The sequence below is a fragment of the Mangrovimicrobium sediminis genome, assembly GCF_004745945.1.
GTDB classification, from domain to species: Bacteria; Pseudomonadota; Gammaproteobacteria; order Pseudomonadales; family Halieaceae; genus Mangrovimicrobium; species Mangrovimicrobium sediminis.
The window spans coordinates 1-17,073 of the sequence record NZ_SRLE01000015.1 but is presented as its reverse complement, the minus strand read 5'-3'; the positions used below and the strand labels follow the sequence as shown (position 1 = coordinate 17,073).

Below are 17,073 nucleotides of genomic sequence, written 5' to 3'. Positions count from 1 at the left end.
GCGTGTCGATCAACGTACTGGAAACCGAGTGGTGGACCCTGCAATTGCCCCCGGAATGGTGGGCCGAGGCGGAGGACGAGAGCATCCTCATCGGTGACCGCGACGATGTCGGCTGTATCGAGGTCTCCACCCTGCACAAGGAACTGGGCGATTTCGACGCGGCGGAAGTCGCGCATATCGCCGCTGAGGAGTCCGACCTGGACCTCGCCTGGGAGAAAGTGCATCTGGGCGATTTCGTCGGCGTGAGCGCCGCCTTCCTCGAGGATGAGGCCGCCATCCGCGAATGGTATGTGGCGCGCGGCGGCATGCTGCTCTACATCACCTACAGTTGTGAAGCGGAGCAGCAGGGGCTGGACGATGCCGCGGTGGATGAAATCCTGGCGACCCTGGCGGTCCTGCAAGGGAGCCCGTCCCGCGCAAAATAGCCTCTCGGGAGACAATCCCCGGGGGAATAGCCTGTCAGGAAATAGTCCCGGTCACGCGTACCCGCTTCGAGCCTTTCACCGGTTTTTCGCGCAGCGCGGCGCGGCGCGCGTCGATGCGCGCATCGATGATGTTCTTCACCGCGATGATCAGTCCGGTAAAAATAAAGGCCCCCGGCGGCAGGATCGCCAGCAGGAAATTCTGGTAGTCGTCCACCACCACGATCTTCCAGTTCGCCGCCACCGGGCCGAACAGCAGGTCCATGTTGGCGAACAGCGCGCCGCTGCCGGCCAGCTCGCGCAGCGCCCCCAGAAACACCAGCACCAGCGCAAAACCCAGTCCCATGATCAGGCCGTCATACATGGCCGGCAGCAGGCTGTGCTTGCAGGCGAAGCCGTCGGCGCGGCCGAGGATCACGCAGTTGGTGGTGATCAGTGGCAGGAAGATGCCGAGAATCTGGTACAGCTCGTAGGTGTAGGCCTGCATCAGTAGTTCGATACAGGTCACCGCCGAGGCGATGATCATGACGAAGGCGGGCAGGCGCACCGCGTCGGAGACGATGTTGCGGATCAGCGACACCGAGGTGTTGGAGATCACCAGCACCAGGGTGGTGGCCAGGCCAAGGCCGATGGCGTTGACCACGGAACTGGTCACTGCCAACAGCGGGCACAGGCCGAGCAGTTGCACGATGGCCGGGTTGTTCTTCCACAGGCCGTTGAGCGAAAGCTCGCGGTAGCTGACGTCTGCCATGGTTATGCGTCTCCTGCCGCCGCGGCGGGCGACTTGCCGAACAACTCGGCGCGGTGGGCCTGCGCGTACTCGAGCACGCGGCGCACGGCGCCGACCACCGCGCGCGGGGTGATGGTCGCGCCGGTGAAAGAGTCGAACACACCCTTGTCCTTTTTCACCTTCCAAGCGTCCGCCGGCGGGTTGCCGAGCGAGCGGCCGTCGAAGGACAGCACCCAGTCGCTCTTGCCAAGGTCGACGCGGTCGCCCAGGCCGGGGGTTTCCTTGTGCGAGAGCACGCGTACGCCGGCCACGCTACCGTCCGCGTTGACACCGACAATCAGGTCGATATCGCCGCTGTAGCCGTCGCGTGCGGTGACCGGGATGATGACCGCGACCGCCTCGCGTCCCTGTCGCGCCACGTAGACCACCTTGTCCTCGTGCAGGCCCAGCCCCTGCGCATCACGCGGCAGGGGCAGGGTGTCGTCGAGCATGGCGTTGTCGTGGCGCGCCGCGGGGACGATCTGCAGCAGGGCCTTTTCCTCCGCCGCGCGGCGCGCCTCGGCGATGCGCTCGCGGGTCAGCAGGTAGCTGCCCGCGAGCAGCGCCGCGGTGACCAGGGCGAACAGCGCGAGCAGCAGCGAATTGCGGGTGATGGACTGGCCGAGCCTCATTTGCCGTCCCCCGTGCCGGCGTGACCATAGGTACGCGGCTGCGTGTACTGGTCGATGAACGGCGCGGCGAAATTCATGATGAGGACAGCGAAGGCCACCGCATCCGGGTAGTTGCCGAACACGCGGATCAGGTAGACCAGCAGGCCGACCAGCGCGCCGTAGACCAGGCGCCCGCGCACCGAGACCGCCGAGGTGACCGGGTCGGTAACGATGAAAAACGCGCCGAACATGGTTGCGCCGGAGAGCAGGTGGAACAGCGGCGAGCCACCGCTGGCCGAGCTGCCGCCGTCGTAGAACAGTGCCGCCATCAGCGCGATCACCGCGAGCATGGCCACGGGTGCGTGCCAGGTGAAGATGCGCCGGTACAGCAGCCACAGGCCGCCGGCCAGGAAGGCGAGGTTGGCCCACTCCCAGCCAAGGCCCGCCCAGCGCCCGAACTGCGGGCTCTGTGCCCACAGGTCGCGGACCAGCAGGGCGTCGTTTTGCTTGAGTACGTCCAGTGGCGTGGCCATGGTGATTGCGTCGAAGCTGCCCGGCGTGAAACAGGCGCGCAGGGCCTCGAGCAGCCCCGGTACCTCGCCGGCGCCGCGCGGCGGCGCCCAGCTGGTCATCTGCACCGGGAAGGAAATCAGCAGCACCACGTAGCCGACCATCGCCGGGTTGAACGGGTTGTAGCCGAGTCCGCCGTACAGGTGTTTGGCCATGAGGATGGCCGCGGCAATGCCCACGGCAATCAGCCACCAGGGCGAGTAGGGTGGCAGCGCGATACCCAACAGCACGGCGGTGACCAGTGCGCTGCAATCTCCCAGGTAAAAGCCCGGCGGGCGGCCGCGCAGCTTCAGGGCCAGGGCTTCGAAGCTCACTGCGAGCAGCGCGGCGAAGGCGATATTGACCAGCGTGCCGAAACCGAAGAAGGCGGTGAGCACCAGCACGCCGGGCACTGTGGCCAGCAGTACCTGCTGCATCACGGCGCTGGTCGATAGCGGCCCGTGGGCGTGCGGGGAGGTGACGCGCATCAGGGCCATGTCAGCTTTCCTCCGCCGCCAGTTCGGCGCGGGCGGCGGCGACTTTTTCCTGCAGCCGCTCCACGCTGGAGGCCAGCGCCTCGACGATTTTCTCTTCCTCGCCGGCGGCGCGGCTCTCGGCGAGGCGCGCCTCCGACTTGGCCAGCCGCGCCTCCAGTTTTTCCAGGTTGTCGCGGGCTTTTTCCAGCGGGCTCTTGTTGGCCTGTGCCGCGCGCGCGGCCATCGCCTTCTGGATAGCGGCCTGGGCGGCGTCTCCTGCGGGTGCCGGCTCCGCGGGCGTCTGCTGCGCCTGGTAATCCTGCAGTGCCTGCTCCGCCGCGGCCAGCTTGGCGCGGGTTTTCTCCACGCCGGTCTCCAGGGCGGCGATGTGGTCGGCGCCCTCGCTGCGCGCCTGGGCCAATTTGGCCTCGGCTTTTTCCAGTCGCTCGCGGGTGGTCACCACGGTTTTTTCCAGTTTCTGCAGCGGATTTTCCTCGCTGGCGGCACCGGCCGCCTGGGCTGCCTTGCGCGCCTGGGCGCGTTCGATGGCCGCCTGTACCGGGTCCGCCTCGCCGCTGCCGGCATCCGCGGCGCGGCGCGCTTTTTCTTCGGCGGCCTGTTTGCGGGCGGCGCGGCGCGCTTCCTTCTCCGCCTCCTCGCGCTCCAGCCGTTCCTGCCGCGCCTCGAAACGCTGGCGCGAGTGTTCGGCCTTCTGCGCGTCGCGGCGCATCTGCAGTACTTCGGCCTTGGCCGCGCGGTAGTACTGCACCAGCGGGATATTGCTGGGGCAGACGTAGGAGCAGGCGCCGCACTCGATGCAGTCGAACAGGTTGTGCGCCTCGGCTTTTTCAAATTCGCGGCCGCGGGCGAACCAGTACAACTGCTGCGGCAGCAGGCTCGCCGGGCAGGCCTCGGCACACAGGCCGCAGCGGATGCAGGCCTGGGCGGGTGGCGGCGCGGGCAGTTCCTGCGCGCTGGGCGCGAGAATGCAGTTGGTGGTTTTGACGATGGGCACGCCCGGGTCGGGCACAGTAAAGCCCATCATCGGCCCGCCCATGACCAGGCGCGGGTTATCCGCGGCGCGGTAGCCGGCCAGCGCCAGCAGGTGGGACATGGGGGTGCCGAGCAGCACCTCGAAATTCTGCGGTTCGTCCACCGCAGCGCCGGTGACCGTGGTGATGCGTGAGATCAGCGGCCGGCCGTGCTCTACCGCGTCTGCCACTGCCGCGGCGGTGCCCACGTTCTGGCACACCACACCGACATCCATGGGCAGGCCGCCGGAGGGCACCTGCTTGCCGGTGAGCAGTTCGATCAGTTGTTTTTCCCCGCCCGAGGGGTACTTGGTGGGAAACACCGCGATCTCGATGCCGGTGCCTTCGGCGGCGGCGCACATCGCGGCGATGGCCTCGGGCTTGTTGTCCTCGATGCCGATGACCGTTTCAGCGGGGGCGACCAGGTGCGCGAGAATCTGCGCTCCGCGCACGATCTGCGCGGCGCGTTCGCGCATCAGGATGTCGTCGGCGGTGATGTAGGGCTCGCACTCGGTGCCGTTGATGATCAGCGTTTCCACCTGCGTGCCGGGTTTCAGGCCGAGTTTGACCGCGGCGGGGAAGCCGGCGCCGCCCATGCCGGCGATACCCGCGGCGCGGATGCGGGCGAGAAGCTCCGGGCGCTCCAGGGTCTCGAAGCTGCACGGCGGGGGCAGTTCGCACCAGGCGTCCTCGCCGTCGCTGGCGATCACCAGGCAGGGCGCCGGCAGTCCCGAGGGGTGGGCGATGGGGCGCGGCTCGATGGCCGTTACCGTGCCCGATGTAGGCGCGTGCAGGGCGGCGCTCACCAGGCCGGTGGCCTCGGCGACCAACTGGCCCTTGAGCACGCGTTCGCCGACCGCCACCAGCGGCGTGGCCGGTGCGCCGATATGCTGGGACAGCGGCAGGGTCAGCTCGGCAGGGATTCCCGCATCGCGGATCGGCGTGTGCAGCGACTGGTGCTTGTTTTCCACCGGGTGAATACCGCCGTGGAAGTCGTGGATCTTCCTCATGCGGCTTCCCCGGCGTCGGTGGCGATGATGTCGGCGCCGCGGTTGCTGGTGTCGGGCAGTTCCCAGTGCCAGGTCTGCAGGGTCTGCGCCTGGGGGATCATGTCGATGCAGTCCACCGGGCAGGGCTCCACGCACAGGTCGCAGCCGGTGCACTCGCTGGCGATCACCGTGTGCATGTGCTTGGCCGCGCCGAGGATCGCGTCCACCGGGCAGGCCTGGATGCACTTGGTGCAGCCGATGCATTCGTCCTCGCGGATGAACGCGACCTGCGGGACTTTCTCCTCGCCATGCTCGTCGTCCAGCGGGACAACCTCGCGGTCGAGCAACTGTGCCAGCGCCTCGATACCGGCCTGGCCGCCGGGGGGGCATTTGTTGATGTCCTCGCCGGCGGCGATCGCCTCGGCGTAGGGGCGGCAGCCTGGGTGGCCGCACTGGCCGCACTGGGTCTGCGGCAGGATTGCGTTGATCTGCTCGACGATGGGGTTGCCCTCGGTGCGAAAGCGCACCGCCGCGTAGCCGAGCAGGGCGCCGAACACCGCGCCCAGCCCGACCAGGGCCAGCAGCGCCGCGAGCAGCGGGTGTTGTACGAGCAGTTCGATCACGCTGTCCCGCCCTATACCAGTCCGGCGAAGCCCATGAAGGCCAGGGCCATCATACCCGCGGTGATCATGCCGATGGCCGCGCCCTGGAACGGTACCGGCACGTCCGCCACCGCCAGCCGCTCGCGCATGGCGGCGAACAGCACCAGCACCAGGGAGAAACCCACCGCGGCGCCGAAGCCGTAGAACAGCGACTGCAGGAAGTTGTGTTCCTTGTTGATGTTGAGCAGCGCCACGCCGAGTACCGCGCAGTTGGTGGTGATCAGCGGCAGGTACACGCCCAGTACCTGGTAGAGCAGCGGGCTGGACTTGCGCACCACCATCTCGGTGAACTGAACCACCACGGCGATAACCAGGATGAAGGAGATGGTCTTCAGGTACTCCAGGCCCAGCGGCAGCAGCAGGAAGTGGTAGGTGAGGTTGCTGCAGGCGGAGGCGAGGGTAAGCACGAACGTCGTGGCCATGGACATGCCCATGGCGGTTTCCAGTTTGTTGGACACACCCATGAACGGGCACAGTCCGAGGAACTGTACCAGTACGAAGTTGTTCACCAGGATCGCCCCGATCAACAGTATGGAGTAGTCAGCCAGCATGGGTGAGTGTCCGAATCCTCTGGGTGGCGGTGTTCGTGCCGCCACAGCCCTGGGTTCGTAGAAAGCCCTGAACCCGCATTTTAGCGCTTACCGCCGCGCATCGCAGCCGCGGCGGCGCGCTTATTTGACCTGCATGCCCGGCTCGGCGCCGGCGTCCGGCTGCAGCAGGAAGATTTCCTCGCCGCCGGGGCCCGCCGCCAGCACCATGCCCTCGGACAGGCCGAAGCGCATCTTGCGCGGTGCCAGGTTGGCGACCACCACGGTGAGCCGGCCGACCAGCTGTTCCGGCTGGTAGGCCGCCTTGATGCCGGCGAACACCTGGCGCTGGCCGCGCTCGCCGAGGTCGAGTGTCAGTTGCAGCAGCTTGTCCGCGCCCTCGACATGCTCCGCGGCGACGATGCGTGCCACGCGCAGGTCGATTTTAGCGAAGTCGTCAAACTGGATCTCCGCGGGCAGCTCGTCTGTTTTCGCCGGCTTGCCCTTGGTGGACTTCTTGTCGACGGCTTGTTGCGCGGGCTTTTCCTCGGCCGGCGCAGCACCTGCGCCGCTCTCGAGCATGGCGGCCACCAGCTTGGGGTCGACCCGGGTCATCAGCGGTTCGAAGGTCGCCAGTTCGTGGTCCAGCAGCGGCCCGCGCAGTGCATGCCAGTCCAGCGACACGCGCAGGAAGGTCTCGGACTTGGCGGCCATGGCCGGCAGCACCGGCTTGAGATAGGTCATCAGCACGCGGAACAGGTTGATGCCGACGCTGCACACGGCGTGCACCTCCGCCTCGCGCCCTTCCTCCTTGGCCAGGACCCAGGGCTTGCGCTGGTCGATGTACTGGTTGGCGCGGTCCGCCAGGCTGACAATCTCGCGCACCGCCTTGTTGTACTCGCGGGCCTCGAACAGTGCGGCGATGCCCTCGCCGGCACTGACGAAGTCCGCCAGCAGTTCCGGTTCCGCGCAGTCGCCCGCCAGCCGGTTGTCGAAACCCTTGCGCAGGAAGCCGGCGCAGCGACTGGCAATATTGACCACCTTGCCGACCACGTCGGAGTTCACCCGCTGCACGAAATCCTCGGGGTTGAGGTCCATGTCGTCGACGCTGGCGCCGAGCTTGGCGGCGAAGTAATAGCGCAGGTATTCCGGGTCCAGGCCGTGGTCCAGATAGGTGTGGGCGTTGATGAAGGTGCCGCGGCTCTTGGACATCTTGGCGCCGTTCACCGTGAGGAAGCCGTGGGCGAACACGCCGGTGGGGGTGCGCAGGCCGGCGGAGTCGAGCATGGCCGGCCAGAACAGGCCGTGGAAATTGATGATGTCCTTGCCGATGAAGTGGTACATCTCGGTGTCGCTGCCCGGGCGCAGGTACTCGTCGAACTCGTGGCCGGTGCGCTTGCAGTAGTTCTGGAAGCTGGCGATGTAGCCGATGGGGGCGTCCAGCCAGACATAGAAATATTTACCGGGCTCGTCGGGAATCTCGAAGCCGAAGTAAGGGGCATCGCGGCTGATGTCCCACTCCTGCAGGCCGGCGTCCAGCCATTCGCGCAGCTTGTTGGCGACCTGCGGTTGCAGGGTGTCCGCCGCCAGCCAGCCGCGCAGCATGTCCTCGAAATCCGGCAGCTTGAAGAAAAAGTGGGTGGAGGCCTTGTCCACCGGGGTGGCGCCGGAGATGGCTGACTTGGGGTCGATCAGCTCCGCGGGGGTGTAGGTGGCGCCGCAGGCCTCGCAGTTGTCGCCGTACTGGTCCGGCGTCTTGCAGCGCGGGCAGGTACCCTTGATGAAGCGGTCGGCCAGGAACAGGTTTTTTTCCGGGTCGTAGGCCTGGGTGATCTCGCGGCTGGCGATGTGGCCGTTGGCCTTGAGGCGACGGTAGATCTCCTCGCTCCAGTAGCGGTTTTCCTCGGAGTGGGTGCTGTAATAGTTGGCGAAACCGATGAGGAAGGCGGCGCTGTCGCGCTCGTGCTCGGCGCGGATGCGCTCGATGTGTTCTTCGGGGGTGATGCCCTGCTTCTCCGCCGCCAGCATGATCGCCGTGCCGTGGGCGTCGTCGGCGCACACATACAGGCAGTCGTTGCCGCGCGACTGCTGGAAGCGCACCCAGATATCGGTCTGGATCTGCTCCAGCATGTGCCCCAGGTGCAACGGCGCGTTGGCGTAGGGCAGGGCGCTGGTGACCAGGATCTTGCGGGGGGCAGGGGTTGCCATGGAAATCGGGTCCGTGTGCTGGAAAAAAGGGGCGCTACTATAGCTGTTTTGCCCCCTGATTTCACGCGCACGGGGCGCCGGCCCTGCTGTGCAGCGGTCCGCGGCGGGCGCCGGCGGCGGGGGTGGTTGTGGCCGCGCAGGAATCTTATACTAGCGCCCTTTTCCGCCTGTGGTCCCAGCGCCTTAGCACCTATGAACGAGATCAAGCACATCATCGCCGTCGCCTCCGGCAAGGGCGGCGTGGGCAAATCTACCGTCGCCGCCAACCTCGCCCTGGCCCTGCGTGCTCTGGGTGCCGAGGTCGGCCTGCTGGATGCGGACATCTACGGCCCCAGCCAGCAGCTCATGCTCGGAGTCGGCGAGGACGTGCGCCCGGAGCAGCAGGGCGGCCAGTTCCTGCTGCCGGTGAAGGCGCAGGGCCTGAAGACCATGTCCATGGGCTACCTGGTCACCGAGCGCACGCCCATGGTGTGGCGCGGCCCGATGGCCGGCGGCGCCCTGGCGCAGATGCTCGAGCAGACCCTGTGGGGGCCGCTGGATTACCTGGTCATCGACATGCCCCCGGGTACCGGCGACGTGCAGCTGACCCTGGCGCAGAAGGCGCAGGTGGCCGGCGCGGTGATCGTCACCACGCCCCAGGACATCGCCCTGCTCGACGCCCAGAAGGGTATCGAGATGTTCCACAAGGTGGACGTGCCGGTGCTCGGCGTGGTGGAGAACATGGCCATGCACGTGTGCAGCAGCTGCGGCCACCAGGAGTACATCTTCGGCCAGGCCGGCGCGGAGCGCATCGCGCAGGAATACGGCGTACCGCTGCTCGGCAGACTGCCCCTGGAGCGCGGGATTCGCGAGCAGGGCGACGCCGGTACGCCCACCGTGGTCGCGGCGCCGGAGTCGGCCGCGGCCCAGGCCTTCATGGCTATCGCGCGCGCGGTGCGCGAGCGCCTGGCCGGCGACGACAAGGGCGCGGTGCGCCAGTTTCCCGATATCAAGATTACCGACGACTGAACGACGGAAGGACCAGCGTGAGCATCAAGTCAGACAAGTGGATTCGCCGCATGGCGCAGGAACACGGCATGATCGAGCCGTTCGAGGCCGGCCAGGTACGCGCCGACGCCAGCGGCCAGCGCCTGATCTCCTACGGCACCTCGAGCTACGGCTACGACGTGCGCTGCTCGAACGAGTTCAAGGTGTTCACCAACATCAACTCGGCGACGGTGGACCCGAAGGGCTTCGACGAGGGCAGCTTCGTCGACGTGACCAGCGACGTCTGTGTCATTCCGCCCAACTCCTTCGCCCTGGCGCGCACCGTGGAGTATTTCCGTATTCCGCGCAACGTGCTGACCATCTGCCTGGGCAAATCCACCTACGCGCGCTGCGGCATCATCGTCAACGTCACGCCGCTGGAGCCGGAGTGGGAGGGGCATGTGACCCTGGAATTTTCCAATACCACCACGCTGCCGGCGAAGATCTACGCCAATGAGGGTGTGGCGCAGATGCTGTTCTTCGAGTCCGATGAGGTCTGCGAGGTGAGCTACAAGGACCGCGGCGGCAAGTACCAGGGCCAGACCGGGGTCACGCTGCCCCGGGCCTGATCCCTCAACGCCCGGTGGCGGCCTGGCCGGCGTCCTGCGCCGGGTCTCCCAGGCTGGCGCTGGTCAGGATCATCTCCACCGGGTTGCCGTCCTCGATGTGCACGGTGCGCACCATCAGGTAGTCCAGTTCCGGCGCCAGCCACATGTCCGACTTGCGTTCCGGGTTGTCGTGCTCGCGGCGAAAGTGCAGGGTGCGCAGCGCGCCCAGCGGCGTATCCAGGGTTTCCTCGGCCACGAACTCCAGCACGTAGGACTTGATCTTGCGCGCGTCGGCGACGCGTACGGGGATGTCGCCGCGCGGGTCATCGCGGTTCAACAGCAGCAGGCGGACCTGCTCGAGCTGGCTCATGCGATCCAGGGTGCCCTCGGTGTAGGGCAGCTCGTACCACTTGCCCTTGTACAGGCTGCGCAGGGTGTCCGCGCCCTGCGTGAAATGCACTTCGCGACGACGGTTGATCAGCCCTGACCCCTGGTAGACATAAGAGCGCGGCACCACCTCGGTCCCGTCAACACGGAACACGCTGACCTCGTGAAAGCCCACCACCATGATCTTGCCCCCGTTGGTCAGGGTGTAGCTGCCATCGGCATTGCTTTCCAGCTGGCGCTGCAGGGTCAACTCCATGCCATGGGCCATGGTCTTGTATTCGGCGGAATAGGGCTGCAATGGTGTCGCGGCCGGGTTTGCCCAGAGCAGGCCGGGGACCAGCGCGACGCCAAGCAGTAGCGCTTGCAGCGCCCTAGTGCACGGCCTGGTCATAGTCGATGCCGGTGGCCGGAATACGCTCGCCATCCAGTAACGCCCCCTTCTCATCAAGTCGCAAACGTCCCTGCAGCAGCCAGCGCGCGGCGATCGGGTAGATCACGTGCTCGCGTTCCAGCACCCGCGCCGCGAGTTGCTCCGCGCTATCGCCGGGTTCGATCGGTACGCGGGCTTGCAGGATGGGCGGGCCGCCGTCCAGTTCCGGTGTGACGAAGTGCACGGTCACCCCGGCTTCGCTGTCCCCGGCGTCCAGGGCGCGCTGGTGGGTATGCAGCCCGGGGTACTTGGGCAGCAGGGAGGGGTGGATGTTCAACAGTTTGCCGGCGAAGGGGGTGATAAATGCCGGCGTGAGAATACGCATGAAGCCGGCGAGGATGACCGCGTCCGGGGTGAATGGCTGCAGGGTCTCGACCAGCGCCCGGTCGAAGGATTCGCGATCGGGGAACTCGCGGTGATCGACACAGCGCGTGGCGATGCCGGCATCGGCGGCACTGCGCAGGCCGGCGGCGTCCGGGCGGTTGCTGAGCACGACTGCAATTTCCGCATCCAGCTCTCCCGCCTCGCAGGCGCGGATGAACGACAGCATGTTGGAGCCGCGGCCGGAGATCAGGATCGCCAGCCGGGGGCGGGCCGCGACGCTCACGATTGCAATGCGACCTCGCCGTCACCGGCGGCGATCGCGCCCAGTTGCCAGGCTTTCAAGCCCGACTCGGCGAGCAGTTCAATCGCGCGCTGCGCCTGTTCCGGTGCGAGACACACGACCATGCCGACGCCGCAGTTGAAGGTGCGGTACATCTCGCGGGTCTCGACATTGCCCTGGGCCTGCAGCCACTGGAACACCTCGGGCCAGTCCCAGCTGCCGGTGTCGATCTGTGCGCTGGCGCCGGCGGGCAGCACCCGCGGCAGGTTCTCGAGCAGGCCGCCGCCGGTAATGTGGCACAGGGCCTTGACCTCGAGCTCCGAGATCAGTTGCAGCAGGGGTTTTACGTAAATTTCCGTGGGCGCGAGCAGCGCTTCGCCCAGGGTGCCGCCGGCGAAGGGCTGGGAAAGGTCGGCGCCGCTGACCTCGATGATCTTGCGCACCAGCGAGTAGCCGTTGGAGTGCGGCCCGCTGCTGGCGATGCCCAGAAGAACGTCGCCGGTGGCCACCTTGCTGCCGTCGATAATGGCGGATTTTTCCACCACGCCGACACAGAAGCCGGCGAGGTCGTAGTCCTCGCCCTCGTACATGCCCGGCATTTCCGCGGTCTCGCCGCCGACCAGCGCGCAGCCGGCCAGCTCGCAGCCGTGGCCGATGCCCTCGACCACTGCGGCGGCGGTATCCACGTTCAGCGCGCCGGTGGCGTAGTAGTCGAGGAAGAACAGCGGCTCGGCGCCGGCCACCACCAGGTCGTTGACACACATGGCCACCAGGTCGATGCCGATGGTGTCGTGCTTGCCCAGGTCCATGGCCAGGCGCAGCTTGGTGCCCACGCCATCGGTGCCGGAGACCAGGATCGGTTCGCGGTAGCCCGGTGGGATCGCGCACAGCGCGCCGAAGCCGCCCAGGCCGCCGAGCACTTCGGGGCGTGCGGTGCGCCGCGAGACACCCTTGATGCGCTCGACCAGTGCATTGCCGGCGTCGATGTCGACACCCGCGTCGCGATAGCTCAGGGATTCGGGTTTGGCTGGATCGGTCATCGGCATGGTTCCGCGCTGGTGCTGGTTGAGGGGCGCCATTTTATCTTGGCTGGCCGGGGTGCGCACCCGTGAATAATGCCCGCGTGCCCCCATCGCAAAGTGACTGCTACAATGTGGCCCTTCTCGGTGGGGGGACCCCTTGTGGCCAGGCTATTCCCGATTCTACTCGCGCTGGTGCTGTCGCTGGCGCTGCCGGTGCGCGCCGATGTCGTGCCGGGACTGTACGCCGCAAGCGTCGCGGTGAGCGACCAGGGCGAGGCGGCGCTGGCCGCCGGCGCGCGCGAAGCGCTGTCCGAGGTGATCGTCAAGGTCTCGGGTAGTCCGGCGGCCCTGGACGACCCGACGGTGCGCGAGGCGCTGGCGGGTGCGCGCAAACAGGTGCAGAAATTTTCGTTTCGCCGCGACGACAACGCCGACACCGGACTCAGCGCCCGCTTCGAATTCGACAGCGGTTACGTATCGCGCCTGCTGGCCGCAGCGGGGCTGCCCCTGTGGACCGCCAACCGGCCGCGGGTCCTGGTCTGGGCGGCGGTGGAGTCGGCGGGGGAGCGGCGCTTCGTCAACCCCGCGGACACCCCGGAACTCGCCGCCGAACTGCTGGACGCGTTCCAGCGCCGCGGAGTGCCGGCGCAGTTCCCGCTGTTCGATCTCGGCGACGCCACTGCCCTGGGGCTCGAGGACATCTGGGCGCAGGACATGGACGCCGTGCTCGCCGCCTCCGCCCGCTACGCTCTTGCGGACGTACTGGTCGGCCGCGCCGTCGAAGTGTCCAACGGCAAGTGGCTGGGTGACTGGAACTACCTGAGCGGTCTCGAGCGCCGCGACCGCAGCCTGGATGCGCCCACCCCGCCCGACTTCTTCGCCGGCGGTGTCGGCCTGGTTGCCGAGGATATGGCCGCGCGCTACGCGGTGGCACCGACCGGCGAGAACGACGGCCAGGTGCGGCTGGTGGTCCTCGGCGTGCAGGATTTTGCCGACTACGCCGCGATCAGGAACTGGCTGCAGGGCCTGGAGCTGATCAGCGACGCCAGCGTCGCCAGCATCGATGGCGAGCGTACAGAGTTCACCCTCACCGCCCTGGCCGACGCCGACCGCCTGGCGCAGATCATCGAACTCAACAGGCGCCTGCAACCGCTGGACCCGACCGGCCAGCGACTGGAGTACCAATGGCTGAAATAATCCCCGGGCAGGGCGGCGCGCCCGAGCCGCCGCCGGACATCACCCGCTGGCCGCTGGCGCTGGTGGTGCTGGCGCTGCTGATTCTCGGCCTGTACCTGCTGCAGCCGATCCTCATGCCCTTTGTGCTCGGCGGCCTGCTCGCCTACCTCGGGGACCCGCTGGTGGATCGCCTGGAGCGGGCGCGCATCAACCGCGGGCTCGGGGTTGTGCTGGTATTCCTGCTGTTCGTTCTGATCATCGTACTCGGTTTCCTGGTCGCGTTGCCGCTGCTGTTGCAGCAGCTGGACTCCCTGGTCTCGCGGGTGCCGGCGATTTACGAGTGGCTGACCACCTCGGTGCTGCCCTGGTTGCAGAACCGGCTGCAGATCCCGGTAAACCGGCTGCCCGAGGTCGACTGGTCGGACCAGATCGCCACCCACTGGCAGTCCGTGGGCAAGCTCACCGCGGGCGTGCTCAAGCAGGTGACAGGGTCGGGCATGGGCCTGGTGCTCGGCCTGGCCAACCTGGCGCTGGTCCCGGTGGTCGCCTTCTACCTGATGCGCGACTGGGACCTGATGATGAACCGCGCTCTGCACATGCTGCCGCGGGCCTGGCAGGAGCGCACCGCGGGCATCACCGCCGAGGCCGACGAGGTGGTCGGTGCCTTCCTGCGCGGACAGTTCCTGGTCATGTGCGCGCTCAGCGTTATCTATAGCGTCGGCCTGTGGATGGTGGGCGTGCAGTTCGCCCTGCTGCTCGGCCTGCTCGCCGGTCTCGCCAGTATCGTGCCCTACCTGGGTTTTGTGGTCGGCATTGTCGCCTCGTGTATCGCCGCCTACGTGCAGTTCCAGGAGTGGGGCGCGCTGATCTGGGTGGGCCTGGTGTTCGGCGTGGGCCAGGCGGCGGAGAGCATGGTGCTCACGCCGATCCTGGTTGGCGATCGCATCGGCCTGCACCCGGTGGCGGTCATTTTCGCGCTGATGGCCGGCGGCCAGATCGCCGGCTTTGTCGGCGTGTTGCTGGCGCTGCCGGTGGCCGCGGTCGTCATGGTCTTTGTGCGCCACGCAGTGCAGCACTACCAGTCTACCGACCTGTATGGCGGCGATTAGCGTGGGCGCCACCGGCGGGCAATTGCCGCTGCCGATACAACTGCGCGACGATGCCACGCTGGACAATTTCCTCCCCGCACCAGCGACCGAAGCGCTGCTGCCCGTGCTGCGCGGGCAGTGTTCCGCCGCCGGCGAAGCCGTCGTTTTCCTGCACGGCGCGGAAGGGTCCGGCAAGAGCCACCTGCTGCAGGCCGGCTGTCACCTCGCCGGTGGCGGCGCCGTCTACCTGCCGCTGGCCGAACTCGCGGAGTATCCTCCCGCGGATGTTCTCGCCGGAGCCGGGGAGTTGCGCCTGGCGGCGCTGGACGACCTGCAGGCGGTGCTCGGGCAGCGCGACTGGGAGCTGGCGCTGTTCGCCTTCTTCAACCACGCCCGCGAGTCCGGCTGCCGCCTGTTGCTCGCCGCCAACGGCTCGCCGCGCGCCCTGGACTGTGGCCTCGAGGACCTGCGCTCGCGCCTGGGCTGGGGTGGTGTCTTCCACCTGCCGACGCCCGACGACCTGCAAAAACAGGTGATTTTGCAGTTTCGCGCCCGCCGGCGCGGCCTGCAATTGACCGACGAGGGCGCCGCGTATATTGTCGCTCGCGCGCCGCGGGCGCTGGCGCCGTTGCTGGCCCTGCTCGACCAACTGGACCGCCAGTCACTTGCACAGCAGCGCGCGCTGACAATACCTTTCATCAGGCAGGCGCTGGACTGGTAAAATTACCCGTGCCCACAGGTAAAATTACCTTTCCCGGAGGGTCGCGCGCGCCTGTCGGCGACAGGATATTGTGCTACTTTTTATAGAGAACATTGTTCCGCAAGGAGATAGAACACCATGAAGAAGTTCCTTACCGCTGCCGGTCTGGCCTGTGGGCTCGCCATGACGACCCTCGCCCAGCCCGCTGCCGCCGAAGTTCCCCTCACCCTGAACGCCGGGGTGGGATACTGGCACTTCGACAGCGCCCGCAACCTCGACGACAACCCGACGCCGTTTGCCGGCCTCGAGTGGGCGTTCAACGACCTGCTGGCGATCGAAGCGCTGGCCACCTACAACGACACCGGTTTCAGCGACGAGCGCCCCGGTGACGTCGACGTGGCAGCCTACCAGATCGGCCTGCTGTTCTACGCCGGCAGCTACATCGGTGCACCCAAGCAGGTGCGTCCGTATGTCACCTTCGGTATGGGCAAACTTGATTTCGACTCCGACCCCTACGACTCCCGCGAATCCACCCTGCACCTCGGTGCCGGTGCCCGCTGGATGGTCACTCCGCGCGTCGGCATGCGCTTTGAAGCTCGCGGCATGAACAGCCTCGACACCCACGACACCGACCTGCTGATGAGCGTCGGCCTGAACTGGTACTTCGGCAAGGTCGAAGACGATATGGCCGCCTCCGCCATGTCCGGTGGCGCTGTCGCCTCCGGCGACGAAGACGGCGACGGTGTTCTGGACGTCGACGACCGCTGCCCGGGCACCCCGGCCGGCACCCGCGTAGGCTCCGACGGCTGCCCGCTGCCGGTGACCCGCGTCGCCTCCATCAAGATGACGGTGAACTTCGCCTTCGACTCCTCTGTAGTCCAGGAGAAGTACTTCAACGACATCAGCGAACTGGCTGCCTTCCTCAAGCGCTTTGAGGACGTGTACGTCGACATCGAAGGCCACACCGACAGCGTTGGCCCGGACGACTACAACATGGCCCTGTCCCAGCGCCGCGCCGGCGCCGTTGTCGACGTACTGGTCAACCAGTACGGCATCGACCGTCGTCGCCTGGAGCCGAAAGGCTACGGCGAAACCCAGCCGGTTGCCGACAACGCCAGCGCGGAAGGCCGCGCCGAGAACCGTCGCGTGATGGCCACTCTCGAGGTCGAATACGAAGACTGATCTCGGTCTGAAGTGCGAAAGGCGGGGTTTCTACCCCGCCTTTTTTTTTGCCCTGCACATGCTGGTTTGTTTGGGGCGTGGCCGGAGGCGTCAGCCCTTTCAGGGTTCGAAAAGCTCACTCACCCTGGAAGGGCTGACGCCTCCGGCCGATCACCATGGAACTTGCTGCGAGATTGCTATGCGGCCAGTTCACCACAGACGGCCCGGCAGCGCGACTGTTGGCCGCTCCAGTCCGGCGCCGCTCCGCGGTGCCCTCAGTCGGTCAGGAGCCTTAAAGCGCTCCGCTGTCTCCTGACTCTCCCTCGGCGCCAGACGTGATTTCCGCGGCCAACACCCCCGCTGCCAGGCCTCGCATTGGGTGATCCACAAGGTCTGGAATTGCGAGCTGCAAGTGCCGGGAGACGGGCGGGTGGGGCGCTCGCAAAAGACGCGCCGATGGAGTGGAGGGAGACAGCGAAGCGCTTTAAGGCTCCCGACCGACTGAGGGCACCCCGGAGGGGCGCGATCTTCAGAGCGCTCCGCCCGCGGGTCTCCCGGCAACCCTCCCATCCCCCTGAATCGGCAGACGATCACCGTGGGAGTTGCACCGGCAACAGGCAGTCGTGAGCGTGGCGTGCCCCCACTCGCTCCAAAAGCACAGTCGCGGTGGGGGCACGCCACGCTCAC

General features: G+C 67.1%; 17 protein-coding genes. 7 read left to right on the top strand and 10 right to left on the bottom strand.

Annotated features, from left to right (window positions below; all coding sequences use genetic code 11):
• The first annotated feature begins 2 nt into the window (after positions 1-2).
• Positions 3-425, top strand: a complete 423-nt coding sequence (locus E4634_RS19415; RefSeq protein ID WP_240725253.1) for a hypothetical protein — start codon at positions 3-5, stop codon at positions 423-425.
• A gap of 34 nt (positions 426-459) precedes the next feature.
• Here E4634_RS19415 and E4634_RS19410 read toward each other — a convergent pair whose 3' ends face one another.
• From E4634_RS19410 to metG, 7 genes are all read right to left on the bottom strand, one after another.
• Entirely contained in the window at positions 460-1,173 is a 714-nt protein-coding gene (locus E4634_RS19410) for an electron transport complex subunit E (protein ID WP_135446339.1), read from the bottom strand.
• 2 nt (positions 1,174-1,175) lie between these two features.
• A complete protein-coding gene (rsxG, locus tag E4634_RS19405) occupies positions 1,176-1,823 on the bottom strand; it encodes an electron transport complex subunit RsxG (protein ID WP_135446338.1) in 648 nt (215 codons plus the stop codon).
• On the bottom strand, positions 1,820-2,848 hold the full coding sequence (gene rsxD, locus E4634_RS19400; RefSeq protein WP_135446337.1) for an electron transport complex subunit RsxD: 1,029 nt from the start codon (positions 2,846-2,848) through the stop codon (positions 1,820-1,822). The genes rsxG and rsxD overlap by 4 nt, the downstream gene beginning before the upstream one ends.
• A gap of 1 nt (position 2,849) precedes the next feature.
• Positions 2,850-4,868 (bottom strand): electron transport complex subunit RsxC, encoded by a 2,019-nt coding sequence (gene rsxC, locus E4634_RS19395; RefSeq protein WP_135446336.1) that lies wholly within the window; start codon positions 4,866-4,868, stop codon positions 2,850-2,852.
• Entirely contained in the window at positions 4,865-5,470 is a 606-nt protein-coding gene (gene rsxB / locus E4634_RS19390) for an electron transport complex subunit RsxB (RefSeq protein WP_135446335.1), read from the bottom strand. The genes rsxC and rsxB overlap by 4 nt, the downstream gene beginning before the upstream one ends.
• A gap of 11 nt (positions 5,471-5,481) precedes the next feature.
• A complete protein-coding gene (gene rsxA, locus E4634_RS19385) occupies positions 5,482-6,060 on the bottom strand; it encodes an electron transport complex subunit RsxA (protein WP_135446334.1) in 579 nt (192 codons plus the stop codon).
• Between the two features lie 120 nt (positions 6,061-6,180).
• Positions 6,181-8,244: a methionine--tRNA ligase gene (gene metG, locus E4634_RS19380; RefSeq protein ID WP_135446333.1), complete on the bottom strand. Its 2,064-nt coding sequence runs from the start codon at positions 8,242-8,244 to the stop codon at positions 6,181-6,183.
• 192 nt (positions 8,245-8,436) lie between these two features.
• On the opposite strand from metG, the gene apbC reads away from it, so the two are divergent.
• Both apbC and dcd read left to right on the top strand, forming a co-directional pair.
• Positions 8,437-9,252, top strand: coding sequence for an iron-sulfur cluster carrier protein ApbC (gene apbC / locus E4634_RS19375; protein ID WP_135446332.1), 816 nt, complete (start codon positions 8,437-8,439; stop codon positions 9,250-9,252).
• Between the two features lie 17 nt (positions 9,253-9,269).
• Positions 9,270-9,839: a dCTP deaminase gene (gene dcd / locus E4634_RS19370; RefSeq protein ID WP_135446331.1), complete on the top strand. Its 570-nt coding sequence runs from the start codon at positions 9,270-9,272 to the stop codon at positions 9,837-9,839.
• A gap of 4 nt (positions 9,840-9,843) precedes the next feature.
• Here the strand turns inward: dcd and E4634_RS19365 are convergent, their stop codons facing one another.
• Genes E4634_RS19365 through purM form a run of 3 tightly spaced genes read right to left on the bottom strand, consistent with a single transcriptional unit; the run spans position 9,844 to position 12,279 of the window.
• Positions 9,844-10,596 carry a DUF3108 domain-containing protein gene (locus E4634_RS19365; protein ID WP_135446330.1) on the bottom strand — a complete coding sequence of 251 codons (753 nt, stop codon included), beginning with the start codon at positions 10,594-10,596 and terminating at the stop codon, positions 9,844-9,846.
• Entirely contained in the window at positions 10,577-11,242 is a 666-nt protein-coding gene (gene purN, locus E4634_RS19360) for a phosphoribosylglycinamide formyltransferase (protein ID WP_135446329.1), read from the bottom strand. The genes E4634_RS19365 and purN overlap by 20 nt, the downstream gene beginning before the upstream one ends.
• Entirely contained in the window at positions 11,239-12,279 is a 1,041-nt protein-coding gene (gene purM, locus E4634_RS19355; protein ID WP_135446328.1) for a phosphoribosylformylglycinamidine cyclo-ligase, read from the bottom strand. The genes purN and purM overlap by 4 nt, the downstream gene beginning before the upstream one ends.
• A 141-nt stretch (positions 12,280-12,420) precedes the next feature.
• On the opposite strand from purM, the gene E4634_RS19350 reads away from it, so the two are divergent.
• The 4 genes from E4634_RS19350 to E4634_RS19335 all read left to right on the top strand — a co-directional run bounded on the left by E4634_RS19350 (position 12,421) and on the right by E4634_RS19335 (position 16,407).
• A complete protein-coding gene (locus E4634_RS19350) occupies positions 12,421-13,458 on the top strand; it encodes a DUF2066 domain-containing protein (protein WP_167854993.1) in 1,038 nt (345 codons plus the stop codon).
• Positions 13,446-14,546 (top strand): AI-2E family transporter, encoded by a 1,101-nt coding sequence (locus E4634_RS19345; protein ID WP_135446326.1) that lies wholly within the window; start codon positions 13,446-13,448, stop codon positions 14,544-14,546. The genes E4634_RS19350 and E4634_RS19345 overlap by 13 nt, the downstream gene beginning before the upstream one ends.
• On the top strand, positions 14,533-15,246 hold the full coding sequence (gene hda, locus E4634_RS19340; protein ID WP_135446325.1) for a DnaA regulatory inactivator Hda: 714 nt from the start codon (positions 14,533-14,535) through the stop codon (positions 15,244-15,246). Before E4634_RS19345 ends, hda begins: the two co-directional genes overlap by 14 nt.
• A 117-nt stretch (positions 15,247-15,363) precedes the next feature.
• Positions 15,364-16,407, top strand: a complete 1,044-nt coding sequence (locus E4634_RS19335; protein ID WP_135446324.1) for an OmpA family protein — start codon at positions 15,364-15,366, stop codon at positions 16,405-16,407.
• Positions 16,408-17,073 lie beyond the last annotated feature (666 nt).